The organism is Pseudactinotalea sp. HY158 (assembly GCF_009660225.1).
Taxonomy (GTDB): domain Bacteria; phylum Actinomycetota; class Actinomycetes; order Actinomycetales; family Beutenbergiaceae; genus HY158.
The window spans coordinates 3,397,921-3,423,085 of record NZ_CP045920.1 but is presented as its reverse complement, the minus strand read 5'-3'; the positions used below and the strand labels follow the sequence as shown (position 1 = coordinate 3,423,085).

General features: G+C 70.7%; 15 protein-coding genes and 1 pseudogene. 12 read left to right on the top strand and 4 right to left on the bottom strand.

What is annotated here, in order from left to right:
- Positions 1 to 210 precede the first annotated feature (210 nt).
- On the bottom strand, positions 211 to 618 hold the full coding sequence (locus GCE65_RS15130) for a DUF2809 domain-containing protein (protein WP_194928738.1): 408 nt from the start codon (positions 616 to 618) through the stop codon (positions 211 to 213).
- Positions 619 to 974: 356 nt separating this feature from the next.
- Here GCE65_RS15130 and dnaK point away from each other — a divergent pair, with 356 nt between their 5' ends.
- From dnaK to GCE65_RS15100, 6 genes and pseudogenes are all read left to right on the top strand, one after another.
- Complete coding sequence (gene dnaK / locus GCE65_RS15125) at positions 975 to 2,852, top strand: molecular chaperone DnaK (protein ID WP_152909750.1); 1,878 nt, start codon at positions 975 to 977, stop codon at positions 2,850 to 2,852.
- Positions 2,849 to 3,454, top strand: coding sequence for a nucleotide exchange factor GrpE (locus GCE65_RS15120; RefSeq protein WP_153878951.1), 606 nt, complete (start codon positions 2,849 to 2,851; stop codon positions 3,452 to 3,454). The genes dnaK and GCE65_RS15120 overlap by 4 nt, the downstream gene beginning before the upstream one ends.
- Positions 3,455 to 3,479: 25 nt before the next feature.
- A pseudogene (locus GCE65_RS15115) lies at positions 3,480 to 4,455 on the top strand (DnaJ C-terminal domain-containing protein).
- 10 nt (positions 4,456 to 4,465) lie between these two features.
- Complete coding sequence (locus GCE65_RS15110) at positions 4,466 to 4,876, top strand: heat shock protein transcriptional repressor HspR (protein WP_194928737.1); 411 nt, start codon at positions 4,466 to 4,468, stop codon at positions 4,874 to 4,876.
- Between the two features lie 63 nt (positions 4,877 to 4,939).
- On the top strand, positions 4,940 to 5,512 hold the full coding sequence (locus GCE65_RS15105) for a DinB family protein (protein WP_152909747.1): 573 nt from the start codon (positions 4,940 to 4,942) through the stop codon (positions 5,510 to 5,512).
- Positions 5,513 to 5,826: 314 nt separating this feature from the next.
- Positions 5,827 to 8,946, top strand: coding sequence for a family 20 glycosylhydrolase (locus GCE65_RS15100; protein WP_153878949.1), 3,120 nt, complete (start codon positions 5,827 to 5,829; stop codon positions 8,944 to 8,946).
- A gap of 106 nt (positions 8,947 to 9,052) precedes the next feature.
- Here GCE65_RS15100 and GCE65_RS15095 read toward each other — a convergent pair whose 3' ends face one another.
- Positions 9,053 to 11,086, bottom strand: a complete 2,034-nt coding sequence (locus GCE65_RS15095; protein ID WP_370460146.1) for a prolyl oligopeptidase family protein — start codon at positions 11,084 to 11,086, stop codon at positions 9,053 to 9,055.
- Positions 11,087 to 11,117: 31 nt separating this feature from the next.
- Here GCE65_RS15095 and GCE65_RS16345 point away from each other — a divergent pair, with 31 nt between their 5' ends.
- On the top strand, positions 11,118 to 11,294 hold the full coding sequence (locus tag GCE65_RS16345) for a hypothetical protein (RefSeq protein WP_194928736.1): 177 nt from the start codon (positions 11,118 to 11,120) through the stop codon (positions 11,292 to 11,294).
- Positions 11,295 to 11,490: 196 nt separating this feature from the next.
- On the opposite strand, the gene GCE65_RS15090 is transcribed toward GCE65_RS16345, so the two are convergent.
- A complete protein-coding gene (locus GCE65_RS15090; RefSeq protein WP_153878947.1) occupies positions 11,491 to 12,753 on the bottom strand; it encodes a cellulase family glycosylhydrolase in 1,263 nt (420 codons plus the stop codon).
- Positions 12,754 to 12,898: 145 nt separating this feature from the next.
- Between GCE65_RS15090 and GCE65_RS15085 the strand changes: the two genes are divergently transcribed.
- Positions 12,899 to 14,245, top strand: a complete 1,347-nt coding sequence (locus GCE65_RS15085; protein ID WP_228759998.1) for a glycoside hydrolase family 125 protein — start codon at positions 12,899 to 12,901, stop codon at positions 14,243 to 14,245.
- A 57-nt stretch (positions 14,246 to 14,302) separates the two neighbouring features.
- Positions 14,303 to 14,512, top strand: a complete 210-nt coding sequence (locus GCE65_RS15080; RefSeq protein WP_152909744.1) for a dodecin family protein — start codon at positions 14,303 to 14,305, stop codon at positions 14,510 to 14,512.
- Between the two features lie 36 nt (positions 14,513 to 14,548).
- On the opposite strand, the gene GCE65_RS15075 is transcribed toward GCE65_RS15080, so the two are convergent.
- A complete protein-coding gene (locus tag GCE65_RS15075; protein WP_153878254.1) occupies positions 14,549 to 15,820 on the bottom strand; it encodes an IS110 family transposase in 1,272 nt (423 codons plus the stop codon).
- A gap of 281 nt (positions 15,821 to 16,101) precedes the next feature.
- Here GCE65_RS15075 and GCE65_RS15070 point away from each other — a divergent pair, with 281 nt between their 5' ends.
- The 3 genes from GCE65_RS15070 (at position 16,102) to GCE65_RS15060 (ending at position 25,164) form a co-directional block, all read left to right on the top strand.
- The gene (locus GCE65_RS15070; RefSeq protein ID WP_305071543.1) at positions 16,102 to 17,601 is read left to right on the top strand and encodes an amidase; all 1,500 of its coding nucleotides are present in this window, start codon (positions 16,102 to 16,104) and stop codon (positions 17,599 to 17,601) included.
- A 220-nt stretch (positions 17,602 to 17,821) separates the two neighbouring features.
- Positions 17,822 to 24,670, top strand: coding sequence for an LPXTG cell wall anchor domain-containing protein (locus GCE65_RS15065; protein WP_194928735.1), 6,849 nt, complete (start codon positions 17,822 to 17,824; stop codon positions 24,668 to 24,670).
- Positions 24,667 to 25,164, top strand: coding sequence for a hypothetical protein (locus GCE65_RS15060; protein ID WP_152910577.1), 498 nt, complete (start codon positions 24,667 to 24,669; stop codon positions 25,162 to 25,164). The genes GCE65_RS15065 and GCE65_RS15060 overlap by 4 nt, the downstream gene beginning before the upstream one ends.
- The last annotated feature ends 1 nt before the right edge of the window (position 25,165 follow it).

The following is a 25,165-nucleotide window of genomic DNA, read 5'->3' as shown; positions in this document are numbered from 1 at the left end:
GGATGACGGCGCATCGCGAACCGCGTTGTGGATGCGTCCGCAGGTGGAAGGAGCGTCGGCCACCGGCCACCGGCCACCGGCCACCCAGGGCTGGGGAGTCTCACCCCTGTCCCGTCGGGTCGAGGGGACCCAGGTCGGGCACTCGAGTGGGGCTGGGGAGTCTCGACCCTGTGGGGTCGGATCCAGGGGACCCAGGTCGGGAGGGAGGGCTCAGGGGGAGGGGGTGGCGGCCCGGCGCGAGGGGTGGTCGAGGGCACGCACGAGGAGCCATGCCGCGATGCCGCCGGCGATCAGGCCGAGCACGTCGATCGGGTCGAAGGCGCTGCCGAGCACGAGCCGGGCGGACGGGATGCGCTCCACCACGACTCCGGGGAGCGGCGTGAGCTGGGCGAATTCGACCGCCAGCGCGACGGCGGTCCCGAGGGCCGCCGAACCAGTGGCTCCGAGCCGGGGCAGCAGTGCCGCGATCAGCAGCACCAGGGCGGTGGCGTAGAGAACGGTGCCGGCCACGTCTGACCCCGGAAGGGTGCGCGCGGTCTGCAGGGCCAGCCCCGCAGCGACGACCAGCGCGAGTGCGAGCAGGGTGCGCGAGCGTGAGCGACGCCGTCCAAAGGCCATAGCGGCAGTCAACCAAGCGCGGCCGCGATCGGCGCCGCAGGGCGCCCCGGCGGTGCCGGACGTGCACGGAATCCGCGCCCTCCGTCCACAGGTCGCCGAGCTCCCGAGAGCTCCCGAGAGCCGCCGCAGTGTGCCGCCGGCCGGCAGGAGCCAGGCATCCTCGACCGTGATCGTGGTCATCCCGAGGACGGCCCGGGGCCCGGCGCGGGGAATAACGCCGCGCCGACCAGGGTTGAGCCGAGTGGACTCAGGTTCGAGTTGACAGCACCCGACTCAGGGCGCACACTGAACGCAGTTCAAGACTTGAGTGACACACACTCAATCCCCCGACAGTCAAGCAACAAGGAGTACGCAACATGGCACGAGCGGTCGGAATCGACCTCGGCACCACCAACTCCGTGGTCGCCGTTCTCGAAGGTGGCGAACCCACCGTCATCGCGAATGCCGAGGGCGCCCGAACGACGCCGTCGGTTGTCGCATTCAGCAAGGCCGGCGAGGTGCTCACCGGCGAGGTGGCCAAGCGCCAGGCGGTCACGAACGTCGACCGCACCATCTCCTCGGTCAAGCGCCACATGGGCACCGACTGGAGCGTCGACATCGACGACAAGACCTACACCGCGCAGGAGATCTCGGCGCGCGTGCTCGGCAAGCTCAAGAAGGACGCCGAGTCCTACCTCGGCGAGCCGGTGACCGACGCGGTCATCACCGTGCCGGCCTACTTCAACGACGCCGAGCGGCAGGCGACCAAGGACGCCGGGCAGATCGCCGGCCTCAACGTGCTGCGCATCGTGAACGAGCCCACCGCGGCGGCCCTGGCCTACGGCCTCGAGAAGGGCAAGGAGGACGAACTCATCCTCGTATTCGACCTCGGCGGCGGCACGTTCGACGTCTCGCTGCTCGAGGTGGGCAAGGACGAGGACGACTTCTCCACGATCCAGGTCCGCGCCACCAACGGCGACAACCGCCTCGGCGGCGACGACTGGGATCAGCGCGTCGTCGACTGGCTCGTGACCCAGGTCAAGAACGGCACCGGGGTCGACCTGAGCAAGGACAAGATCGCCCTCCAGCGCCTGCGCGAGGCCGCCGAGACCGCGAAGAAGGAACTCTCCTCGGCCACGTCGACCACGATCTCGCTGCAGTACCTCTCCATGGGCGAGAACGGCCCGATCCACCTGGACGAGCGCCTCACCCGCGCGCAGTTTCAGGACATGACCAAGGACCTGCTCGAGCGCACGAAGACCCCGTTCCACAACGTGATCAAGGACGCCGGCATCGCGCTGAGCGACATCGACCACGTGGTCCTCGTGGGCGGCTCCACCCGCATGCCCGCCGTGACCGAGGTCGTCAAGGAGCTCACCGGTGGCCAGGACCCCAACAAGGGCGTCAACCCGGATGAGGTCGTCGCGGTCGGTGCGGCCCTCCAGGCCGGGGTCATCAAGGGCGAGCGCAAGGACGTGCTGCTCATCGACGTCACCCCCCTCTCCCTCGGGATCGAGACCAAGGGCGGCGTCATGACCAAGCTGATCGAGCGCAACACGGCCATCCCGACCAAGCGCTCCGAGGTGTTCTCCACCGCCGAGGACAACCAGCCCTCGGTGCTCATCCAGGTGTTCCAGGGTGAGCGCGAGTTCGCCCGCGACAACAAGCCGCTCGGCACCTTCGAGCTCACCGGCATCGCCCCGGCCCGCCGCGGCATGCCGCAGATCGAGGTGGCCTTCGACATCGACGCGAACGGCATCGTGCACGTGTCGGCGAAGGACCGCGGCACCGGTCAGGAGCAGTCGATGACCATCACCGGTGGCTCGGCCCTGCCCAAGGAGGAGATCGACCGCATGGTCGCCGAGGCCGAGGCCCACGCCGCCGAGGACGCCAAGCGCCGCGAGGAGGCCGACGTGCGCAACACGGCCGAGCAGCAGGTCTACTCGACCGAGCAGCTGCTCACCGACAACGCCGACAAGCTGCCTGAGGACGTCGCAGCGAGCGTTCGCGAGTCCGTCACCAAGCTGCAGGAAGCGCTCAAGGGCGAGGACCTCGAGGCGGTCAAGACCGCCCAGAGCGAGCTGACCACCGAGTCCCAGAAGATCGGTGAGGCGCTCTACGCCGCCGGTCAGGCCGAGGGCGCGGACGGTGCGGCGGGAGCCGAGGGCGCGACGGGGGAGGCCCCCGCCGGTGGCAGCAACGATGACGACGTCGTCGACGCCGAGATCGTGGATGAGGACGAGGAGAAGAAGTGACCCCAGCCGATCAGGAGGAGCCGGTCATCCGTGACAAGCGGAAGCTGGACCCCGTGACCGGCGAACTTCGGGAGGGTGGCGCCGCCGCAGCCGGCGGCGCCACCGCCCCCGGGGCCGCCGGCGCGGAGGATGCCGCACCCGAGTCCGAGGAGCTGGCCACCGTGCGGGCCGAGGCGCTCGACCTCGCCGACGACCTGGCGCGGGCGAAGGCCGACCTGTACAACCTCGACCAGCGATTCAACACCTACGTGCAGCGGTCGAAGGCCGACGCCGCCGACGCCTTCGGGCGCGGGCAGGCGGACGCCGTCGAGGCGCTCATCCCGGTGCTCGACGACATCGAGCTCGCACGCCGGCACGACGAGCTGCACGGCCCGTTCGCGTCGATCGCGGAGAAGCTCGAGACCACCTTGAGTCAGCGCTACCGCGTCGAACGGTTCGGGCAGGTCGGCGAGGAGTTCGACCCGACCGTGCACGAGGCGCTCATGCACCGCGCGAGCGAGGACGTCGCCACCGACGTCATCGACGTCGTGATGCAGCCCGGCTACCGCGTGGGCGACCGGGTCGTCCGGCCCGCGCGGGTCGGGGTCGCCGGACCGGAGTGAACGTGATGCGAGCAGGAGGTGGGGCATGACCGGCCAGGACTGGATCGAGAAGGACTTCTACGCCTCGCTGGGCGTGCCCAAGGACGCCGACGACGCCGCGATCAAGAAGGCGTACCGCAAGCTGGCGCGCCAGTACCATCCGGACCAGAACCCCGGTGACGAGGCGGCCGAGGCGAAGTTCAAGGAGATCGGCGAGGCGTACGCCGTCCTCTCCGATGCCGAGCAGCGCCAGCAGTACGACTCCCTGCGCGCCATGGCCGGGGGCGGACCACGGTTCGCCTCCGGCCCCGGCGGGGCCGCCGGCGGCTTCGAGGACCTCTTCGGCGGAATGTTCGCGGGCGGCGCGCACGGGGGGAGCCGCATGGGCTACTCCACCGGCGGCGGCGTCCCGATCGACGACCTCCTCGGCGGCCTCTTCGGAGGCGGCGGCGCGCCCGCCGGCTTCGGGGCGCAGGGGGGCCGACATGGCCGCCTCGACCACGCTCGGCTTCCGCGCGGCGGTCGAGGGCGCCCAGGTGGCGCTGTCCATGAGCGGCGGCCGGACCCTCAACGTGCGGATCCCGGCGGGCGTGCACGACGGCCAGCGGATCCGTCTGCGGGGTAAGGGCCGCCCGGGCAGCGGCGGTGCACCGGCCGGTGACCTCGTGGTCACGGTCGCCGTCGACCCGCACCCCGTGTTCGGGATCGACGGCCGCAACCTGACGATGACGGTGCCGATCACGTTCCCGGAGGCGGTCAACGGGGCGAAGATCTCGGTGCCGACCTTCAGCGGCGAGCCGGTCCGGCTCAAGGTGCCCGCGGGGACCCAGTCGGGCACCCGGCTGCGCGTCAAGGGCCGGGGTGTGCAGTCGGCCAAGGGCGCCGGTGACCTGATCGTCACCGTCGAGGTGGCCGTTCCCCGGAAGCTGGGCAAGGATGCGGCGCGCGCGCTCGCGGACTTCGAGGCCGCCGGCGACGGCACCGACCCGCGGGTCGGCCTGGCCGAAGCGGCGCAGGCCTGAGGGTCGTCCCATGGCTCGCTACGACGCCCCGATCTACCTCATCTCGATAGCGGCCGACCTCGCCGGGATGCACCCGCAGACCCTGCGCAGCTACGACCGCCTCGGCCTGGTGGTGCCCCAGCGCACCGCCGGGCGGGGGCGGCGGTACTCCCCGCGCGACGTCGACGTGCTGCGGGAGGTGCAACGGCTCTCGCAGGAGGAGGGCATCAACCTCGCCGGCATCAAGCGCATCCTCGAGCTCGCCGTCCGCAACGAGGAACTCGAGCTCGAGAACGCCCGGCTGCGGGAGCGGCAGGCGACCTCACAGCGGGTGTTCGCGGCGAGCAGCAGCGGCGACGTCGTGGCCCTCCCGCTCGGAACGCGATTGCGGCGCGCCGAGGGGGTCTCGCGGGCCCTCGTCGTGTGGCGTCAGGGGCGCTGACCGCCCCGAGCGGCCCCGCCCGTGCCCTACCGTGGCCGCGCCGATCGTTCTACGCTGGGCGGCATGAGCGCCGACACACCCCAGCACGCCCAGGGCCCCGAGGTCCCGGTCGACACGCAGGACTGGACCTGGGTGCTGAGCCGGACCTGCCCGGACTGCGGGCTCACGTCGGCCGACTTCGAGCCCGTTCAGGTGGCCGACGCGGCCACGCGGATCGCCGCCGCGTTCGAGGGCCTGCTCACCTCGGGGAGCGCGGATCTGCACCGGCGCCCGGCACCCGGGGTCTGGTCGCCGATCGAGTACGCGGCCCACGTCGCCGAGGTGTGTCAGGTGTTCGACCGCCGACTCGGCCTCATCCTCATCCGGGTGGACCCGGAGTTCCCCGACTGGGACCAGAACCGGGCGGCCGTCGACGGCGGCTACGGCAGCCGCGCGCCGCGGGCCGTGGCCGAGGAGCTGCAGCACTCCGCGCACGCCCTCGCCGTCGCGATCCACGCCGTGCCGGCGAGTGAGTACGAGCGCACCGGCCTGCGCAGCGACGGCACCCGGTTCACCGTGGTCACCCTGCTGCAGTACGCCCTGCACGACCTCGTGCATCACTGGTGGGACGTCTCGGGGCAGCGCGCCATCCGCTAGCGAGCGCCGCGCCGTCGCCGCTGTCGAGCCCGTGCCGTCGCGCCCGGATCCGCACGTGCGCGTGGACGGCGCCCGGTCCGGATCGCGCGCGCGTTGCGCTGGGCGGCCTCGCGGCGGGCGGTAGGACGGTTGCGCCGTCGCGCCGGCGCGCCGGCGCATATGGTCGCGCCCGTACCCGCGACGAGTCCGCAAACGCTCGCGAACGCCCGTGGGTCACGGACTGACTGCGCAGGTTGCATCGGTCATTCCTGAGCAGTTATGATCGTTTTAGATCGCGGCGCATCGTAGTGGCGCGCCTGAAACGGAGTTCTTCAATGACGAACCAGACACTTCGCGCGGAGATCGCTCATGGCCGCGCCTCGACCGTGGTGCTCGCGGCCACTGCGAGCCTCGCCCTCGCGGGAGCGATGGTCATCCCGGCGGCGGCCGACACCGGCGATCCCGAGAACCTGTCCCTCGCCTCGACCGTCACCGCCTCCGGCCAGGAGGTCGGTGACCGGTGGGGGCCCCGGCTGACCATCGACGGTGACCACGGGCCCGCGGAGAACCGCTCCGATCCCACCGTGCACAATGCGCCCGACTCGTCCCGATGGAGCGCGAACAACTCCGACGACGCGTGGATCGACATCCACTTCGCCCAGGAGTCCGCGGTCTCCGAGGTCGCGGTCGACTGGGGAAACACCTTCGGCGACCCCTATGCGCTCTCGATCTCCGAGGACGGGGTCCGCTGGGAGGAGATCGCGACCGGGATCACGGGTGTGCGCGACGGCATCGTGGTGACCGAGCTCGACGAGCCCGCGACCGGGAGCCACCTGCGCCTGCAGATCTCGGGCAAGAGCCAGCAGTGGGCGCTCGCGATCTGGGAGATCGAGGTGCTCGGGACGCCGATCGGGCAGCCCCCGGTCGATGCGGTGCCGCTCGACGCCTCCCTCGTGCCGCTGCCGCTCGAGGCCACGGCGACCGGCGGCGCCGGCTTCACCCTCGCGGCGGACTCGTGCCTCTCCCTCTCCGACGCCTCCCTCGAGGCGGTCGCGGACCGGCTCCGGGAGGCCATCGGCACCTCGACCGGGCTCACCCTGCCGACCGGGCAGGACTGCGCCGTCTCCCTGGCCATCGACGAATCGCTGAGCGTGGGAGCGGGGCGGGACGAGGAGGCGTACACCCTCGACGTCGACGAGAACGGCGTGCGGATCGTCGCGCACAGCCCCCGAGCCGCCCTCTGGGCCGTGCGCACGCTCGTGCAGCTCCTCGGACCGTGGGCCCAGGCCCCCGTCGCCCTCGACGTGGCGCCGACGCTCGAGGCGGTCCACATCGAGGACGCTCCGCGGTACGCCTGGCGCGGATTCATGCTCGACCCCGCGCGCTCGTTCTGGCCGGTCGAGGAGGTCGAGGAGCTGATCGACCTCATCTCCCAGTTCAAGCTCAACGTGCTCCACGTCCACCTCTCCGACGATCAGGGCTGGCGGATCGCGGTCGACAACGAGGGCCGCGCCGACGCCGACACGATCGACTACACCGAGTTGACCGAGCGCTCGGGTGCGACCGCCTACATGGCCGGCAAGTCGAACTACGCGCCCGCGGCGGGCCGGACCGGCTTCTACACCCGCGCGGAGTTCAGCGGACTCGTCGCCTATGCGGCCGAGCGCGGCGTCATGGTCGTGCCCGAGATCGACGGGCCCGGCCACGCGAACTCGATGCTCCACGCGATCGACGAACTCAACACCGCGGGGGCCTTCCCCAAGCCCGCCGCCGGGAACACCCGGGTCGACGCCTTCGACGAGTCGACCTTCGCGCAGACCACGCTCGACCCCCGCTCGGAGGCCACCTACACGTTCCTGACGCACGTGCTCTCCCAGCTCGTCGACGACACGATCGCCGGGGTCGCCGCGGCCGAGGGCGCCGGTGCGGCGCTCGCTCCGGCATCGCCGTACCTGCACATCGGCGGGGACGAGTCGGCCACGACGACCGGGGACGACTACGCGCACTACATGGAGCGGGTCACCGAGATCGTCACGGAGACCGGTCGGCTTCCGATCGTGTGGAACGAGGCGACCTCGACACCCGATGCACTACCCGACGGCACGGTGGTGCAGCAGTGGAACGGCGGGATCAGCCAGGGCACCCGGGATCTCGTCGAGAATCGCGGCGGCAAGATCCTCCTGTCCCAAGTGGGCAACGCCTACTACCCGCAGATCCCCACGACCGACCTGAGTGGGCCGAGCTGGGCCTGCGGCGGCACCGCGTGCGGGATCGACGACTTCTACAACTGGAACCCGACCTCGATGGCCGGGGTCGACGAGGCCGGGGTGCTCGGGGTCGAAGGGCCGATGTGGTCCGAGCACCTGCGCACCCTGCACGACCTGCAGTTCCTCGTGTTCCCCCGGCTCCTCGCCCACGCGGAGGTCGGCTGGACGCCGCAGGCCCGGCGCAGCTTCGCCGACTTCACCGGTCGCGTCCCGGCCGCGGGCGTGTCGCTGCTGACCCAGGACGCGACGTTCCAACTCGTGCCCGAGGTCACCGACTGGTACTCGAGCTTCGCCCCCGCGCCCGTCGCGGACGTGTCTCAGGCCGGCGGCGAGGTACTCGTCGGCTACGTCGCCGCCCCCGGAACCGCGGAGGTGGCGGACGCGACCGTCACCGCGACCCTCGCGGACGTCGACGTTCCCGTGCGGCTCGCGATGGAGCGGGGATTCCACTACACCGACGAGGGTCGCACGACCGGCCGCGTGATGAATTCGCTCATCGAGGTGTACGCGCAGCTTCCGGAGTTCGCCGAGGCCGGGACCTATGAGCTCGCCGTGCGCGGGACCGTGCCGGTCGGGGAGGTCGCGGGCGCCGTGACCATCGAGGTGGCCGCCGAGGACGGCGGCGACGCGGATGCCGGCTCCGACGGCTCCGACGGCGACACTGATACCGGCGCCGACGGCGACGCGGGCACGGGTGGCTCGGAGGCCGGCGGCAGCTCGGACGCGGGTGCCGGCGCGGATTCCAGTGGTTCCGGGTCCGGCGGAGACGCGGATGCTGGTGGCACCGACACCGACACCGGCTCCGACGGCGATGCGGGCACGGGTGGCTCGGAGGCCGGCGGCAGCTCGGACGCGGGCAGCTCGGACGCGGGTGCCGGCGCGGATTCGGGTGGCGTGGATTCGGGCGGCACAGACGCTGCGGGCACCGAGACGGGCGCCGATCCCGAGTCCGGCGGCACCGAGGCGGGAGCCGCGGCCACGAGCGCGGACGCCGGATCCGATGCGGCCGAGGGCGCGGACGACGGCGCGGACGACGGCGCGGACGAGGGCGTGGACGACGGGGCCGACCCGGCGCCGGGAGCCATGCCCGACACGGGAGTGCAACCGACGGGCATCGCGCTCGCGGCCCTCCTGCTCATCGCCGGAGCCGTGTTCACGCTGCGTCGTCGCGCGGCCCACCGCTCCTGATCACCCGCAGTCGGGAGGATTCGCCACCGCGCGGGTGGTGGATCCTCCCCGCTCGGTGATCAGCAGCGGCGAGGTGCCGACGGATCGTGCCCCGCAGACGCGTCGATCAGGCCGGCCCGAGTCGGGTCGCGAGGAACTCGTAGGCGAGGGCCGCCATGTGCGCCGCCTGCGCGTTCGTGGCGGCGCCCCCGTGACCGCCCTCGACGTTCTCGAAGTAGGTCACGTCCTGCCCGGCCGCCGCCAGGGCCGCCGCGAACTTGCGGGCATGCGCCGGATGCACCCGGTCGTCGCGGGTCGAGGTGGTGAGCAGCACGGGCGGATACGCGCGCTCGGGATCGATCTGGTGATACGGCGAGAACGACTCCATGAACTCCCAGTCGTCGGTATCGGGGTCGCCGTACTCGGCGATCCACGACGCCCCCGCGAGCAGGTGCGAGTAGCGCTTCATGTCGAGCAGCGGCACCTGGATCACCACGGCACCGAACAGCTCCGGGTACCCGGTGAGCATGTTCCCCGTGAGCAGGCCGCCGTTCGACCCGCCCTGGATCCCCAGGTGCTCCCGCGACGTGAGCCCCGAGGCCACGAGATCCCGGGCGACCGCGGCGAAGTCCTCGTAGGCGCGGTGCCGGTTCTCCCGGAGTGCGCCCTGGTGCCACGTGGGGCCGTACTCCCCGCCGCCGCGGATGTTCGCGAGCGCGTAGGCCCCGCCCCGTTCGAGCCACGCGGCCCCGAGTACCCCCGAGTAGGACGGAGTCAACGAGATCTCGAAGCCCCCGTACCCGTAGAGCAGCGTGGGAGTCGACCCGTCGAGCGGCACCTCGCGGCGGTGGATGAGGAAATAGGGCACCCGGGTACCGTCGGCCGAGCGAGTGAACCGCTGCGTGGTCACGAGGTCCGAGGCGTCGAAGAAGCGCGGCTGGGACTTGAGCGGGCTCGGCGCCCCGCCGACCGTCGCCAGCTGCAGCGTCGTGGGGGTGAGGAAGTCCGTCGTCACCACCCAGACGTCGTCGCTGAACTTCTCGTCCACGGGCCGCACCCCCACGGTCCCCACGTCGGGGACCCCCGGGAATTCGCCCCGCACGAACGCGCCGCCGGTCGGGGTCCACACGTGCAGCCGCGTCTTCACGTCCTCGAGCACGTTGACCACGAGGTGGGACCGGGTCCATGCGGCCCCCACGAGGGAGGTGGCCGGAGTCGGCGCGAAGATCACGCGGAAGTCCCGCGCCCCGGCGAGGAAGTCCTCGTGCGGGATCGCGAGCAGTGAGCCGGCCGCGTGGACCGGCGCGCCGGCCTCGCCGCCCGGGGCCCACTCCTCCCGCAACTCCACCGTGAGCCACTCGCGATGCAGGTCGATCTCCGCCGAGTCCGGCACGTCGATCTTCGTCAACCGCCCGTCCGCGAGCAGGAACGCCTCGGAGGAGTAGAAGTCGATCGTCCGCACCACGAGGTCCCGCTCGAACCCGGGGGTCGAGTCGTGCAGGGCCGCGACGTACATGTCCTCCGGCGTGCCCTCGTACACGATCGGCGCCGCGGCGAGGTCGGTGCCGCGCGTCCACCGCCGTGCGAGGCGCGGATACCCCGAGGAGGTCATCGAGCCGGGGCCGGTGTCGGTGTACACGAACGCGGTGTCCGCGTCGATCCACCCCATGCCGCCCTTCGACTCCGGGCGGTGGAACCCGCCCTCGACCCAGTCCTTGGCCACGAGGTCGAACTCGCGCGTGACGTCGGCGTCCGAGCCGCCCCGGGAGAGGCTGACGAGTGCGAGCCGGTACTCTCCCGCCCCCCGCAGGACGGAGGCGCCGTGCCACACCCAGTTCTCGCCCTCGACCCGGCCGAGCTCGTCGAGGTCGAGCACGACCTCCCAGTCGGGATCCTCGCTCGCGTACGACTCGGGGCTCGTGCGCCGCCACAGCCCGCGTTCGTGGTCCTCGTCGCGCCAGAAGTTGTAGTAGTGCTCGCCGATCTTCGACACGCTCGGGATCTTGTCCCGCGAGTCGAGGATCCCGAGGATCCGTTCCTGCAGCGCGGCGAACCCCGCCCCGGCGGCGAGCTCGGCGGCCCGCTCACCGTTCCGCTCGCGTACCCACGCGAGCGCCTCGTCCGAGTCGACGTCTTCCAGCCATGCAAAGGGATCACTCACGCACGTCACACTAGTGCGGGAGGATGGATGGATGAGCCGTCGCATCCTCGCCTTCATCGCCCTCGCGATCTCGATCCTCTACGGCGCGGGCTTCACGCTGTTCCGAGACGTCGACGGCTATCCGGCCGTCGGCGGGGCGATCGTCGCGCTCGCCTGGATCGCCACCGGGATGTTCGGGCGTTCGGACGACGACAGTCGCCGGTCATAGGCCCGCGCGCCCGGCGCCGTCGTCGTGCCCGTGTTCGACGAGCAGGACGCCCGCCAGCACGGGCTGAAGGTTCGGGCACGGCCTGCCGGCGGGCGGCGGTCACGGGCCCCCCTCGGCCGCCTGGGACCTGCCTGCCGAATGCGAGGGGCGGCCGGACTACGTCGTGGTGTGGTGTGGGAGTAGCCCGCCGGTCATCTCAGCCGAGGTCGGCCGGGTGGACCACCTCGGTGATGCCTCGCTGCGCGAGGTGAGCTGCGTCGTCCACACGCGAAGCGAGCACGGCCGTGGGCCGCCCGCCCGCGATCGCCAGCCGCATCCACGCCTCGAAGAACTCCCCGCCGGGGGCGCAGACCTCCCGCCCGTTCGCGCTGTACCCGGCCCCCGGCTCCAGGTCGGGCACGTCGAGCACGACGGCGGTGCTGCGGGGGGCCGGGACCGCGGCCTGCTTCCGGGCGGTGGCCGCGGCCGCCGCGAACGCGCGCCCGACCGGCTTGACCCGGTTCTGCGAGTCGATGAGCCCGAGGTCGTACTCGAGCGCCGGGAAGTCCGCGAGCTCGCGGGAGACGTCGTGGGAGCACCACCAGGTCACGCCCCACAGCCGCTCGGTGTCGAGGGCGTGGGCGAGGCTGCGCTCGAGGAACTCCACGGGCTGGTCCGCCGCGAGCGGCGGCATCGGCGCCCCGATCTCCTGCAGCCAGATCGGCCGCGCCGGGTCGGTGGCCCAGCCCCGGCCGAGCTCGATGAGGTACTCGGCCAGGCGCACGCTCTCCTCGGACAGGTTGCCGTACCGGGCGGCCGTGCCGTTGAAGACCCACGAGTGGATGGTGGTCGCCGACCCGAGCCGGGCCGCCATCGCCGGCGTGAACGGATGGTCCGAGGAGAACCAGGCCCGGTCGTACTCGGAGATCTGGTGCTCCCTGCCGGGCGCGCCCGCCTCGCACGCCGCGAGCATCCGCTCGGCCCACGCGTGGGCGTGGGCCGGGGTCGCCATGTGCGGCTCGGGATGCTCGGTCGAGGAGAACTGACTCACCTCGTTCCCCAGGCTCATGCCGAGGAAGTTCGGCAGGTCCGCGAGCCGCCCCGCGATCGCCTCGAGATAGGCGGCGAGCCCGGAGATCACCACCGGATCGGAGAACATCGACGCCCGGTGCCACGTCTGGGTCCACGCCGGCAGGAAGTCGAAACTGGACAGGTGGCCCTGGATGCCGTCGACGCTCACGTCGAGGCCCGCCTCACCGGCGATCGTCACGACCTCCGCGAGCTGATCGAGGGCGCGCGGGCGGATGAGGGTGCGATTGGGCTGCACGTACGGCCAGATGGGGAAGATCCGCACGTGATCCATACCGAGCGCGGCGATCACCTCGAGGTCCGCCCGGACCTCGGCGGCGTCGAAGTCGAGCCAGTGATGGAACCAGCCCGAGCGGGGGGTGTAGTTGACTCCGAAGCGGGGTGCGTTCACGCGGGTCTCCTCACGACCTCAGGATGGCGACGGCCGCCGGGCGGCCCAGTGCTGGCACTACTCTCTCAGGTAGCCTGCCATGGTCGAAGCCCGGCCCCATCCACCCGCGCGGCCGAGACCCGTGCCGCAAGCTATGAGGTGAAGAGTGCACATCGAAGGAGACCTCGCCCGCGAACTGGATCGCGCGGCCGGTCGGATCGAGCAGGCATGGCCGGACGCCCCGCGGCTCGGCGCGGAGATCGCCGCCCGGTTCAGCACCTACACGCGCGACACGGTCGAACGCACGATGACCGCCGGCGACTCGGGCCGCGTCTTCGTGATCACGGGCGACATCCCGGCGATGTGGCTGCGCGACTCGAGCGCCCAACTGTGGCCGCTGCTGCCGTTCATGGCCGCGAGCGCCCAGGCCCGCGAACTCGTGCAGGGGGTGCTGCGCAGCCAGTTCGCGTTCATCTGCCACGACCCGTACGCGAACGCGTTCAACGACGGCCCCACCGGCGCCGCCTATCACCCCGGCGACCTCGACTCCGATCCGCACCTGTGGGAGCGCAAGTACGAGATCGACTCCCTCGCGTTCCCGGTCGACCTGGCCCACCGCACCTGGCACCTCATCGGGCACGTGATCCGGCCGTCGGAGTTCTTCACCCCGACCCTGCACGAGGCGATCCTCGCGATCGTGCGCACGTGGCGCCTGGAGCAGCGCCACGACGCCTCCGCGTACCGATTCGTGCGCGCCGGAATGCCCCCGACCGAGACCCTCGCCCGGGACGGTCGCGGCACCCCGGTCGCCCACACCGGCATGACCTGGCAGGGTTTCCGGCCCTCCGACGACGCCTGCACCTACGGCTACAACATCCCCGCCCAGCTCTTCGCCGCCCGCGCGCTGCGCCAGATCGCGGATCTGGCCGTGCTCGGCTTCTCCGATTCGGCGCTCGCGGCCGAGGCGCAGCACCTTCGTCTCGAGATTCTGGACGGCGTCGCTCGCCACGGCCTGTACGAGGGGGCCGAGCTCAGCCCGGGCCGCGTGACGGACGGCCGGATCCACGGCGAGCCCGGGGCCCACCTCGTGTACGAGGTCGACGGTCTCGGCGGCGCGCTGTTCATGGACGACGCGAACCTGCCCAGCCTGCTCGGCCTGCCGCTGCTCGGCGACCTGCGGGTGAGCGACCCGATCTACCAGAACACCCGCCGCCGGGTGCTGTCCACGGCCAACCCGCACTTCGTCTCCGGGCCCGCCGCGGCCGGCGTCGGCAGCCCGCACACCCCGCCTGGGCACGTGTGGCCGATCGCGCTCGCGGTGCAGGGGCTGACCACGACCGACCAGGCCGAGAAGCGGCGGCTGCTGCACCTGCTCATCGACACCGACGGCGGCACGGGCTGGATGCACGAGAGCTTCGACGCCGGGGACCCGTCGACGTTCACCCGCGAGTGGTTCTCCTGGGCGAACATGATGTTCTGCGAGCTGGCGCTCGACGCCGCCGGCCTCCTGTAGTCCCATTGCGCCGGGCCCGCGGACCGGCCAGGATGGGGGCCCGATCAAGGAGGATCCATGGCCGTCTCCGTCGCCCGCGTCACCACGATCACCGTCCGTTCCGACGTCGGCTTCGACGACGCGATCCGCGAAGGGGTCGAACGCGCCGCCGAGACCCTCCGGAACATCTCCGGCGCCTGGGTCAAGGAGCAGAAGGTCGAACTCGTCGACGGCATCGTCACCACCTATCACGTGGTTCTCGAGGTCACGTTCATCCTCGACGATTGAGCTGCGACGTAGGCTCGGGGCATGAGAAGCCCTATGTCAAGCCGCCTTGTTTTCGGGGGTGAGGTAGGGCTGGAGTGCTCGGTGTTTGCTGGGGTTGTATGGGACGTGGTCTTGCCAGCAGTGCCAGATGATGGTGAGCCATGCTCGGGCGAGGATTCGGACGGCGTGGGGGTGGTCGTGGCCTCTGGTTCTGGCTTGTTGGTAGAGGTGCGCGGCCCATGGGTTGGCTTTGATGCTGTCGGCGGCGAAGTCGGTGACGGCGTCGCGGAGTTGTTTGTCGCAGGACCAACGGAATCCGACGACGCGGATCCTCCCGGATTGGCGGGTCGATGGTGCTGCTCCGGCGAGGCAGATGAGTGCTTCGGGGGTGGGGAATCGGGAGCGGCAGTCGCCGATCTCGGCGAGCAGTCGGGCGGCGCGGACGCGCCCGGATCGGGGCAGGCTGGTGAAGATGTGCGCGTCGGGGTGGGTGGTCAGCTGCTGATCGATGTGCTTCTCCAGGGTGCGGGTCTGGGCCTGGAGGGTGCGCAGGACGGCGACGTGGCTGGCGGTGATCGTGGCCAGGGCTGTGGCGAAGTCACCTTCGGGTCCGCGGGGTGCGGCGAGGATCTTCGTGTGCAGCACGGTGGAGCTGGTGCGTCCGGAGTATCCCTGTTTGCGCAGCCAGGTGCCGAGTCTGGTGGGGGTGAGCCAGTCCAGCTTGTCTTGGGTGTCGAAGCGTTCCAGGAACGACAGAGCTATGTCGGAGTCGATGTCCTTGAACAGTCCGATTGTGGCGGGCAGTGCGTTGCGCAGGTGCGCGCGCAGCTGGTTTCCGGTCGCGATGCGGTGGGCGATGAGGTCCTTGCGTGCACGGCATGCCCGGCGCAGAGCTATCGTGTCGTCTCGGTCCGGGACGAGCGGGCGCAGTCGTGCCCGGTCGGTGCGGAGCGTGTCGGCGAGGACGAACGCGTCGAACCGGTCGTCCTTGTTGCCGGAGGAGCCGTATCGGCGTCGGATGTTCTTGACTTGGTTCGGGCTGATCACGACCACGGTGATGCCGGCGTCCAGCAGCGTGTCGATCACGGGTCCGTCGGGGCGTTCGATCGCGACTTCGGTGGCGTTGTTGCGGGCCAGGAAGGTGAGCAGGGCGCGCAGCCCCTCCGCGGTGTGTTCGATCATGCATCGGTCGATTTCACGGCCGCGATGATCTACCACGCTGACCGCGTGGTCGTCACGGGCCCAGTCCAGACCGGCGGTCACGTCGCCGGGAGGTTCCTCGGGCAGGCACAGGGTTTGTTCATGGGTGGGTGTGTTGGCAGACTTCATGTCAGCCTCCTTGCTGCTCGTACCAGTGGGGAGGCGCCCTCGTCTCACGGTGCTGTGGGAGCCGGGACGTGTCTGCCGGTTCGCTCACTGATCGGCGCTCGCCCCCGTCACCGGGTTTGGCGCTCAGCCCTATCGACGGTCCACACGTCCCGGGCAGCCACCAGACCTCGCAGATCTCATGCTGGACATCAACAGTGTCGAGCGAGCTGGGCGATGGCCCGGCAGCACCCGGGGTGCATCAGCGTCCTATCGAAGAACGCTGACACAAGGAAGGTAGACCAGTGAGCGAACTCATGGATCTCACGGGCCGCCGGCTCGCCGAGGCGATCCGCGTGGGCGAGGCGAGCGCCGTCGAGGCCACCGAGGCGGCCCTCGAGCGGATCGAGCGTAGGGACGGCGCCCTCGCGGCCTTCGTTCGTGTCACGCCCGAGCTCGCGCTCGCCCAGGCGCGTGCGGCCGACCGGCTGCTCGCGGCCGCCGGGGACGGGCCCGTGCCGCCGCTGCTCGGTGTGCCCGTGCCGATCAAGGACCTGAACATGGTCGCCGGGCTGCCGATGGCCGCCGGCAGCGCCGCCCTGGCGGACTTCGTGGCTCCGGTCGACGACGGCGTGGTCACGCTCCTGCGCGAGGCCGGCACGGTCATGGTCGGCAAGACCGCCACCCCCGAGCTCGGGCTGCCGCCGTACACCGAGACCGACATCGCCCCGCCGGTGCGCAACCCGTGGGATGAGACCCGTTCCCCGGGCGGCTCCTCCGGCGGCGCCGCGGCGGCCGTCGCCGGTGGGATGGTGCCGATCGCGCAGGGAAGCGACGGGGGCGGATCGATCCGGATCCCGGCCGCCGCGTGCGGTCTCGTGGGGCTCAAGCCCTCGCGCGGGCGGATCAGCACGGGACCGAACGGGGTGGACGGCGCGGCGCTGGCCACGAGCGGGGTGCTCACCAGGGACGTGCGCGACACCGCGCTCGCGCTCGACGTGCTCGCCCGACCCTGGCCCGGTGACGACCGGCTGCTGCCGCGCCCGGCCGCCGGGTCGTTCCTCGCCGCCTGCGACACCGACCCGGGGCCGCTGCGCGTCGGGGTCGTGCTCACCCCGTTCATCACCCCGGATGCGCCCGTGCACCCCGAGGCGATCCGCGCCGTGGAGAAGACGATCGCGCTCCTCGAGGCCCGGGGTCACCGGGTCGAGCAGGTGGGCGTGCCGTTCCCGGCGGAGCAGTGGCAGCCCTTCAAGGACGTCTGGTCGGTCATGGCCGCGCAGGCCCCCATCCCGCCCGAGCGGGAGCACCTGCTCGTGCCGCTGACGCGGTGGATGCGTGAGCGGGGCCGTGGCGTCGGCGGCGTCGCCTACGCGAACGCGATCGCGAACGGCCAGCAGCTCCAGCGGCAGGCGGCCTCCGCCTGGGCGGACGTCGACCTCGTGCTCTCACCCACGCTCGCCCAGCCGGCCGCGCCGATCGGCTCGATCCGCAACGACGCCGATCCGGCCCGGGACTTCGAGGACCAGTGCGCCTACACCCCGTGGACCTCGACCTGGAACATCCTCGGCGCCCCGGCGATCTCCCTGCCCGTGCACCGGGCCCGGGTCGGCGGCGGTGAGGCCGGCCCTGCTGAACCTGCCGAACCTGTCGAACGTGCCGGCCCTGTCGAACCTGCCGAACCTGCCGAACCCGCCGGGCCGATGCTCCCGTTCGGCGCCATGCTCGGCGCCCGCACGGGCCGGGAGGATCTCCTGCTCGCGCTCGCGGCGAGCCTCGAACCGGATTTCGCTCCCGGTTCTTAACGATTCTCAACCGTCCTTGACAGTTCTCAAACCGAATGCAAGCTGGACGAACCGTCGCGAACTGCTACGCTCGCAGGACAAATCGGCGGGATCCGAGGGTTGAGAGGGCTGTGCCTTGCATAATTTCACGCGCAATCGGGGAAGATTGCTGAAGAAGCTGGTGGGGATGGCGGCGTCGACGGCAGTTGTCGCGGCCTCGTTCGTCGCCGTCGGGACTGTCATGAATGCGGAGCCGGCGTATGCCGCGGATCCGCTGGTCTGCGACGGCTCGACCGTCTATGTGCAGGACGACTTCGGGAACGTCCGGGCGTTCGACACGACGGCCAGCACCCTCGGCGCGGCCGCCGTCATCACCGGTCAGAAGAACAACGGCCTGGGGGTCTCCGCCGAGGGGCGCTACGTCTATACGGCCGACAATGTCCCCGCGGGAACCGCCAAGGGTCTGCGCGTCCACGACCAGGTCACGGGGACCACTCTCATTCCGGATGTGACGCTCACGGACGGCGCCGACGCGCGCTATCTGATCCGGGGAGGCGTCAACCCCCAGACGGGCATCTACTACTACACCGATACGCCGGGCGTGGGCGGTGGGCCGGTGTTCCTCGGGGCCTATGACCCGAGCACCGGCGCAAGCTTCCAGGCCGGCTGGATCACCGGAATGAACGGTGCGAACGGTGACCTCGCCTTCACCTCGAGCGGCCAGCTCATCATCGTCGCCGATCGCAATATCTATCGCGTCAACGGCGCCATGCCCACGGCCGCCGGGACCGGCAACCTGAGCACCACGTTCCTCGCGGATCTCCCGGAAGGCACGGAGGGCAACGGGATCGCGTTCGGCGCCCAGGGAAACCTGTTCATCTCGACGTCATCGAAGATCTACGAGGTCAACCCGGCAACCGGCGTGCAGGTCGATTCGACAGACATGCCGACCGGTTTCAGCCCCACGGACATGGCCAGCTGCTCGTCGCCGAGCATGCTCACCCTGCAGAAGAACATCGACGGGGACCGCCAGAACCCGGGGGACCAGTTCGAGTTGAGCGCGAGTGGTCAGCCGTATCTGCCGAGCGATTCCACGGCGACCACCACGGGTGATTCGCCCGGGATTCAGGCCGAGACCGTCGGCGCGTTCTTCGCTCAGCCCGGAGACGAGTTCACGCTCTCCGAAGCGGCCGCCGGCGGCGCCGACCTCGCCGGTTACATCAGCACGATCTCCTGTGTCGACGCAGCCACCGAAGGCACGGTGAGCACGAGCGGCGAGGCGCCGTCCTGGACCGTCACCCAACCCTCCGCGCTGGCCGGTGCCGACGTCGTGTGCACGATCACCAACGAGGCGCACGCGCCGTCGATCGCGCTGACGAAGACCGTCTCCGACGGTGGCGCGCTCGTCGTCGGGGACACGGTCACCTACACTTTCGCCGCCGAGAACACGGGCAACGTGCTCCTCACCGGGGTCGACATCAGCGACCCGTTGCCGGGGCTGTCGACCCTCACCTATTCCGACTGGCCGGGCGCGCCCGGTGAGCTGGCGCCGGGGGAGACGGTGACGGCGACGGCGACCTTGATCGTCACCCAGGAACACGTCGATGCGGGATCGATCGACAACACCGCCACGGTCGTCGGCACGCCGCCGTCCGGACCCGACGTGGACGACACGGACACGGCCTCCGTCCCCCTCGACCAGCAGCCGGCGATCACGCTGATCAAGTCGGGTGAGACCACCGATGGGAATGGCGTCGGCGACGTCGTCACCTACTCCTTCACCGCGACGAATGCGGGGAACGTGACCCTGACCGACGTCGCGATCACGGATCCGTTGGCGGGTCTGTCGGAGCTGTCCTATGACTGGTCGGCCGCGACCGGTGAGGGTGTGTTGGCTCCGGGTGAGTCCGTCAGCGCGACGGCGACGTACACGCTGACGCAGGCGGATGTGGATGCGGGCAGTGTCGTGAACGTGGCGACGGCTGCGGGTACGCCGCCGCCGACGTTCGATCCGGAGGATCCGGGCACGCCGATTCCCTCCGATCCGGTCGAGGACGAGGACCCGGCCACGGTTCCCACGACGGATCCGGCGCCGGCGATCACGCTGGTCAAGGACGCCGACCTCGCGGGCCAGGGCAACGTGGGCGACGTCGTCACCTACTCCTTCACCGCGACGAATGCGGGGAACGTGACCCTGACCGACGTGGCGATCACGGATCCGTTGGCGGGCCTGTCCGAGCTCGCCTATGACTGGTCGGCCGCGACCGGTGAGGGTGTGCTGGCTCCGGGTGAGTCGGTCACCGCGACGGCGACGTACACGTTGACGCAGGCGGATGTGGATGCGGGCAGCGTGCACAACGTCGCCTCGGCCACGGGCACTCCGCCGGGTAGCGATGAGCCGCTTCCTCCGGTCGAGGACGAGGTCACGGTTCCCACGGTCGACCCGGCCCCGGCGATCACGCTGGTGAAGTCGGGTGAGACCACCGATGGGAATGGCGTCGGCGATGTCGTGACGTATTCGTTCACCGCGACGAACAGCGGGAACGTGACCCTGTCGGATGTGGCGATCACGGATCCGTTGGCGGGTCTGTCGGAGCTGTCCTATGACTGGTCCGCTGCGACCGGTGAGGGCGTGCTGGCACCGGGCGAGTCCGTCACGGCCACCGCGACGTACACGCTGACGCAGGCGGATGTGGATGCGGGCAGTGTCGTGAACGTGGCGACGGCCGCGGGTACGCCGCCGCCGACGCTCGATCCGGAGGACCCGGGCACGCCGATTCCCTCCGATCCGGTCGAGGACGAGGACCCGGCCACGGTTCCCACGACGGATCCGGCGCCGGCGATCACGCTGGTCAAGGACGCCGACCTCGCGGGCCAGGGCAACGTGGGCGACGTCGTCACCTACTCCTTCACCGCGACGAATGCGGGGAACGTGACCCTGACCGACGTCGTGATCACGGATCCGCTGGCGGGTCTGTCCGAGCTCGCCTATGACTGGTCGGCCGCGACCGGTGAGGGTGTGCTGGCTCCGGGTGAGTCGGTCACCGCGACGGCGACGTACACGTTGACGCAGGCGGATGTGGATGCGGGCAGCGTGCACAACGTCGCCTCGGCCACGGGCACCCCGCCGGGTAGCGATGAGCCGCTTCCTCCCGTCGAGGACGAGGTCACGGTTCCCACGGTCGACCCGGCGCCGGCGATCACGCTGGTGAAGTCGGGTGAGACCACCGATGGGAATGGCGTCGGCGATGTCGTGACGTATTCGTTCACCGCGACGAATGCCGGGAATGTCACGCTCTCGGATGTGGCGATCACGGATCCGTTGGCGGGTCTGTCGGAGCTGTCCTATGACTGGTCGGCCGCGACGGGCGAGGGTGTGTTGGCTCCGGGTGAGTCGGTCACGGCCACCGCGACCTACACGCTCACGCAGGCGGATGTGGATGCGGGCAGTGTCGTGAACGTGGCGACGGCCGCGGGTACGCCGCCGCCGACGTTCGATCCGGAGGACCCGGAGACGCCGATTCCCTCCGATCCGGTCGAGGACGAGGACCCGGCCACGGTTCCCACGGTCGACCCGGCCCCGGCGATCACGCTGGTCAAGTCGGGTGAGACCACCGATGGGAATGGCGTCGGCGATGTCGTGACGTATTCGTTCACCGCGACGAATGCCGGGAACGTGACCCTGACCGACGTCGCGATCACGGATCCGCTGGCGGGCCTGTCGGAGCTGACCTATGACTGGTCGGCCGCGACCGGTGAGGGTGTGCTGGCTCCGGGTGAGTCGGTCACGGCGACGGCGACGTACACGCTGACGCAGGCGGATGTGGATGCGGGCAGTGTCGTGAACGTGGCCTCGGCCGCGGGTACGCCGCCGCCGACGTTCGATCCGGAGGATCCGGGCACGCCGATTCCCTCCGATCCGGTCGAGGACGAGGACCCGGCCACGGTTCCCACGACGGATCCGGCGCCGGCGATCACGCTGGTCAAGGACGCCGACCTCGCGGGCCAGGGCAACGTGGGCGACGTCGTCACCTACTCCTTCACCGCGACGAACAGCGGGAACGTGACCCTGACTGACGTCGTGATCACGGATCCGTTGGCGGGCCTGTCGGAGCTGTCCTATGACTGGTCGGCCGCGACCGGCGAGGGTGTGCTGGCTCCGGGTGAGTCCGTCACCGCGACGGCGACGTACACGCTGACGCAGGCGGATGTGGATGCGGGCAGCGTGCACAACGTCGCCTCGGCCACGGGCACTCCGCCGGGTAGCGATGAGCCGCTTCCTCCGGTCGAGGACGAGGTCACGGTTCCCACGGTCGACCCGGCCCCGGCGATCACGCTGGTCAAGGACGCCGACCTCGCGGGCCAGGGCAACGTGGGTGACGTCATCACCTACTCCTTCACCGCGACGAATGCCGGGAACGTGACCCTGTCGGATGTGCAGATCAGCGATCCGCTGGCGGGCCTGTCCGAGCTGACCTATGACTGGTCCGCCGCGACCGGCGAGGGCGTGCTGGCACCGGGCGAGTCCGTCACCGCGACGGCGACCTACACGCTCACGCAGGCGGATGTGGATGCGGGCAGTGTCGTGAACCTGGCGACGGCCGCGGGTACGCCGCCGCCGACGTTCGATCCGGAGGACCCGGGCACGCCGATTCCCTCCGATCCGGTCGAGGACGAGGACCCGGCCACGGTTCCCACGGTCGACCCGGCCCCGGCGATCACGCTGGTCAAGTCGGGTGAGACCACCGACGGGAATGGCGTCGGCGATGTCGTCACCTACTCCTTCACCGCGACGAATGCGGGGAACGTGACCCTGACCGACGTCGCGATCACGGATCCGCTGGCGGGCCTGTCCGAGCTGACCTATGACTGGTCCGCCGCGACCGGCGAGGGCGTGCTGGCACCGGGCGAGTCGGTCACCGCGACGGCGACGTACACGCTCACGCAGGCGGATGTGGATGCGGGCAGTGTCGTGAACCTGGCGACGGCCGCGGGTACGCCGCCGCCGACGTTCGATCCGGAGGACCCGGGCACGCCGATTCCCTCCGATCCGGTCGAGGACGAGGACCCGGCCACGGTTCCCACGGTCGACCCGGCCCCGGCGATCACGCTGGTGAAGTCGGGTGAGACCACCGACGGGAATGGCGTCGGCGATGTCGTGACGTATTCGTTCACCGCGACGAACAGCGGGAACGTCACGCTCTCGGATGTGGCGATCAGCGATCCGTTGGCGGGTCTGTCGGAGCTGTCCTATGACTGGTCGGCCGCGACCGGTGAGGGTGTGCTGGCTCCGGGTGAGTCGGTCACCGCGACGGCGACCTACACGCTCACGCAGGCGGATGTGGATGCGGGCAGTGTCGTGAACGTGGCGACGGCCGCGGGGACGCCGCCGCCGACGTTCGATCCGGAGGACCCGGGCACGCCGATTCCCTCCGATCCGGTCGAGGACGAGGACCCGGCCACGGTTCCCACGGTCGACCCGGCCCCGGCGATCACGCTGGTCAAGTCGGGCGAGACCACCGATGGGAATGGCGTCGGCGATGTCGTCACCTACTCCTTCACCGCGACGAACAGCGGGAACGTGACCCTGACCGACGTCGCGATCACGGATCCGCTGGCGGGCCTGTCCGAGCTGACCTATGACTGGTCGGCCGCGACCGGTGAGGGTGTGCTGGCTCCGGGTGAGTCGGTCACCGCGACGGCGACGTACACGCTGACGCAGGCGGATGTGGATGCGGGCAGTGTCGTGAACGTGGCGACGGCCGCGGGTACGCCGCCGCCGACGTTCGATCCGGAGGATCCGGGCACGCCGATTCCCTCCGATCCGGTCGAGGATGAGGACCCGGCCACGGTTCCGACCACGGATCCGGCGCCGGCGATCACGCTGGTCAAGGACGCCGACCTCGCGGGCCAGGGCAACGTGGGCGACGTCGTCACCTACTCCTTCACCGCGTCGAATGCGGGGAACGTGACTCTGACCGACGTCGTGATTACGGATCCGTTGGCGGGTCTGTCGGAGCTGTCCTATGACTGGTCGGCTGTGACCGGTGAGGGTGTGTTGGCTCCGGGTGAGTCGGTCACGGCGACGGCGACGTACACGTTGACGCAGGCGGATGTGGATGCGGGCAGTGTCGTGAACGTGGCGACGGCTGCGGGTACGCCGCCGCCGACGTTCGATCCGGAGGATCCGGGCACGCCGATTCCCTCCGATCCGGTCGAGGACGAGGACCCGGCCACGGTTCCGACCACGGATCCGGCGCCGGCGATCACGCTGGTCAAGGACGCCGACCTCGCGGGTGAGGGCAACGTGGGCGACGTCGTCACCTACTCCTTCACCGCGACGAATGCCGGGAATGTCACGCTCTCGGATGTGGCGATCACGGATCCGTTGGCGGGTCTGTCGGAGCTGTCCTATGACTGGTCGGCCGCGACCGGTGAGGGTGTGTTGGCGCCTGGTGAGTCGGTCACCGCGACGGCGACGTACACGTTGACGCAGGCGGATATGGATGCGGGCAGCGTGCACAACGTCGCCTCGGCCACGGGCACTCCGCCGACGGTCGATCCGGAGAATCCGCCGGCGCCGCTTCCTCCCGTCGAGGACGAGGTCACGGTTCCCACGGTCGACCCGGCGTCGGCGATCACGCTGGTCAAGGACGCCGACCTCGCGGGTGAGGGCAACGTGGGTGATGTCGTCACCTACTCCTTCACCGCGACGAACAGCGGGAACGTCACGCTCTCGGATGTGCAGATCAGCGATCCGTTGGCGGGCCTGTCCGAGCTGTCCTATGACTGGTCGGCTGCGACCGGTGAGGGTGTGCTGGCTCCGGGCGAGTCCGTCACGGCCACGGCGACCTACACGCTGACGGAGGCCGACGTGCTCTCCGGTACGGTCGTCAATCACGCGACCGTCACGGGCACTCCGCCCTCGGGCGATGTGGTCGACGCCGCGGACAGTGCAACCGTCACGACGGGCACGCTGCCGTCGACGGGAGTGAATGAGGGCGCCCTCCAGCTGGGAGTCTCGGCGTTGGCCCTGCTGATCCTGGGTGCCGGCATCGTCACGATCCGCAGAAGGCGGGTGTCGGCGTGAGGCGATCGAGCAGCGCGACGCTCGGCCTCGGGATCCTGTGCCTCGCTCTGATGGCCGGATGTTCCGACGACGGATCGGCCACGTCCGACCCGTCGTCGGAGCAGACCGTCGGCGCCGAGGGGACGACGTCCGAGCCGACCCCCGATGAGTCACCGGACTCGGCGGACGGGGCCAAGCCCGACACCGTCGTGGACCTGGAGGAGCAGCCCGGTTCGCAGGAGGGATACGTCGGCGCCCTGGGCGACGCCGAACTCGCCACCTGTGCGACTCGGGACGGGGCGCTCGAGGTCACCGGTGACGTGACCAATCCGCAGAAGGAGGCGCAGAGCTATCGCATCTACGTCTCCGCGATGCAGGGCTCGGACACCCGCGGCCTCACACAGGTCGACGTATCCGCCGTCGGTCCGGGTGAGACGGCCTCCTGGGAGGCGCGGCTCGATCTGACGGACGACGACCTCACCTGCGTGCTGCGGGTCGAACGCTTCGTCCCGTAGG

Coding starts and splice junctions, on each gene's coding strand:
- GCE65_RS15130 (WP_194928738.1), bottom strand. CDS start 618: ATGGCCTTTGGACGGCGTCGCTCACGCTCGCGCACCCTGCTCGCACTC.
- dnaK (WP_152909750.1), top strand. CDS start 975: ATGGCACGAGCGGTCGGAATCGACCTCGGCACCACCAACTCCGTGGTC.
- GCE65_RS15110 (WP_194928737.1), top strand. CDS start 4,466: ATGGCTCGCTACGACGCCCCGATCTACCTCATCTCGATAGCGGCCGAC.
- GCE65_RS15105 (WP_152909747.1), top strand. CDS start 4,940: ATGAGCGCCGACACACCCCAGCACGCCCAGGGCCCCGAGGTCCCGGTC.
- GCE65_RS15100 (WP_153878949.1), top strand. CDS start 5,827: ATGACGAACCAGACACTTCGCGCGGAGATCGCTCATGGCCGCGCCTCG.
- GCE65_RS16345 (WP_194928736.1), top strand. CDS start 11,118: ATGAGCCGTCGCATCCTCGCCTTCATCGCCCTCGCGATCTCGATCCTC.
- GCE65_RS15080 (WP_152909744.1), top strand. CDS start 14,303: ATGGCCGTCTCCGTCGCCCGCGTCACCACGATCACCGTCCGTTCCGAC.
- GCE65_RS15075 (WP_153878254.1), bottom strand. CDS start 15,820: ATGAAGTCTGCCAACACACCCACCCATGAACAAACCCTGTGCCTGCCC.
- GCE65_RS15065 (WP_194928735.1), top strand. CDS start 17,822: ATGAATGCGGAGCCGGCGTATGCCGCGGATCCGCTGGTCTGCGACGGC.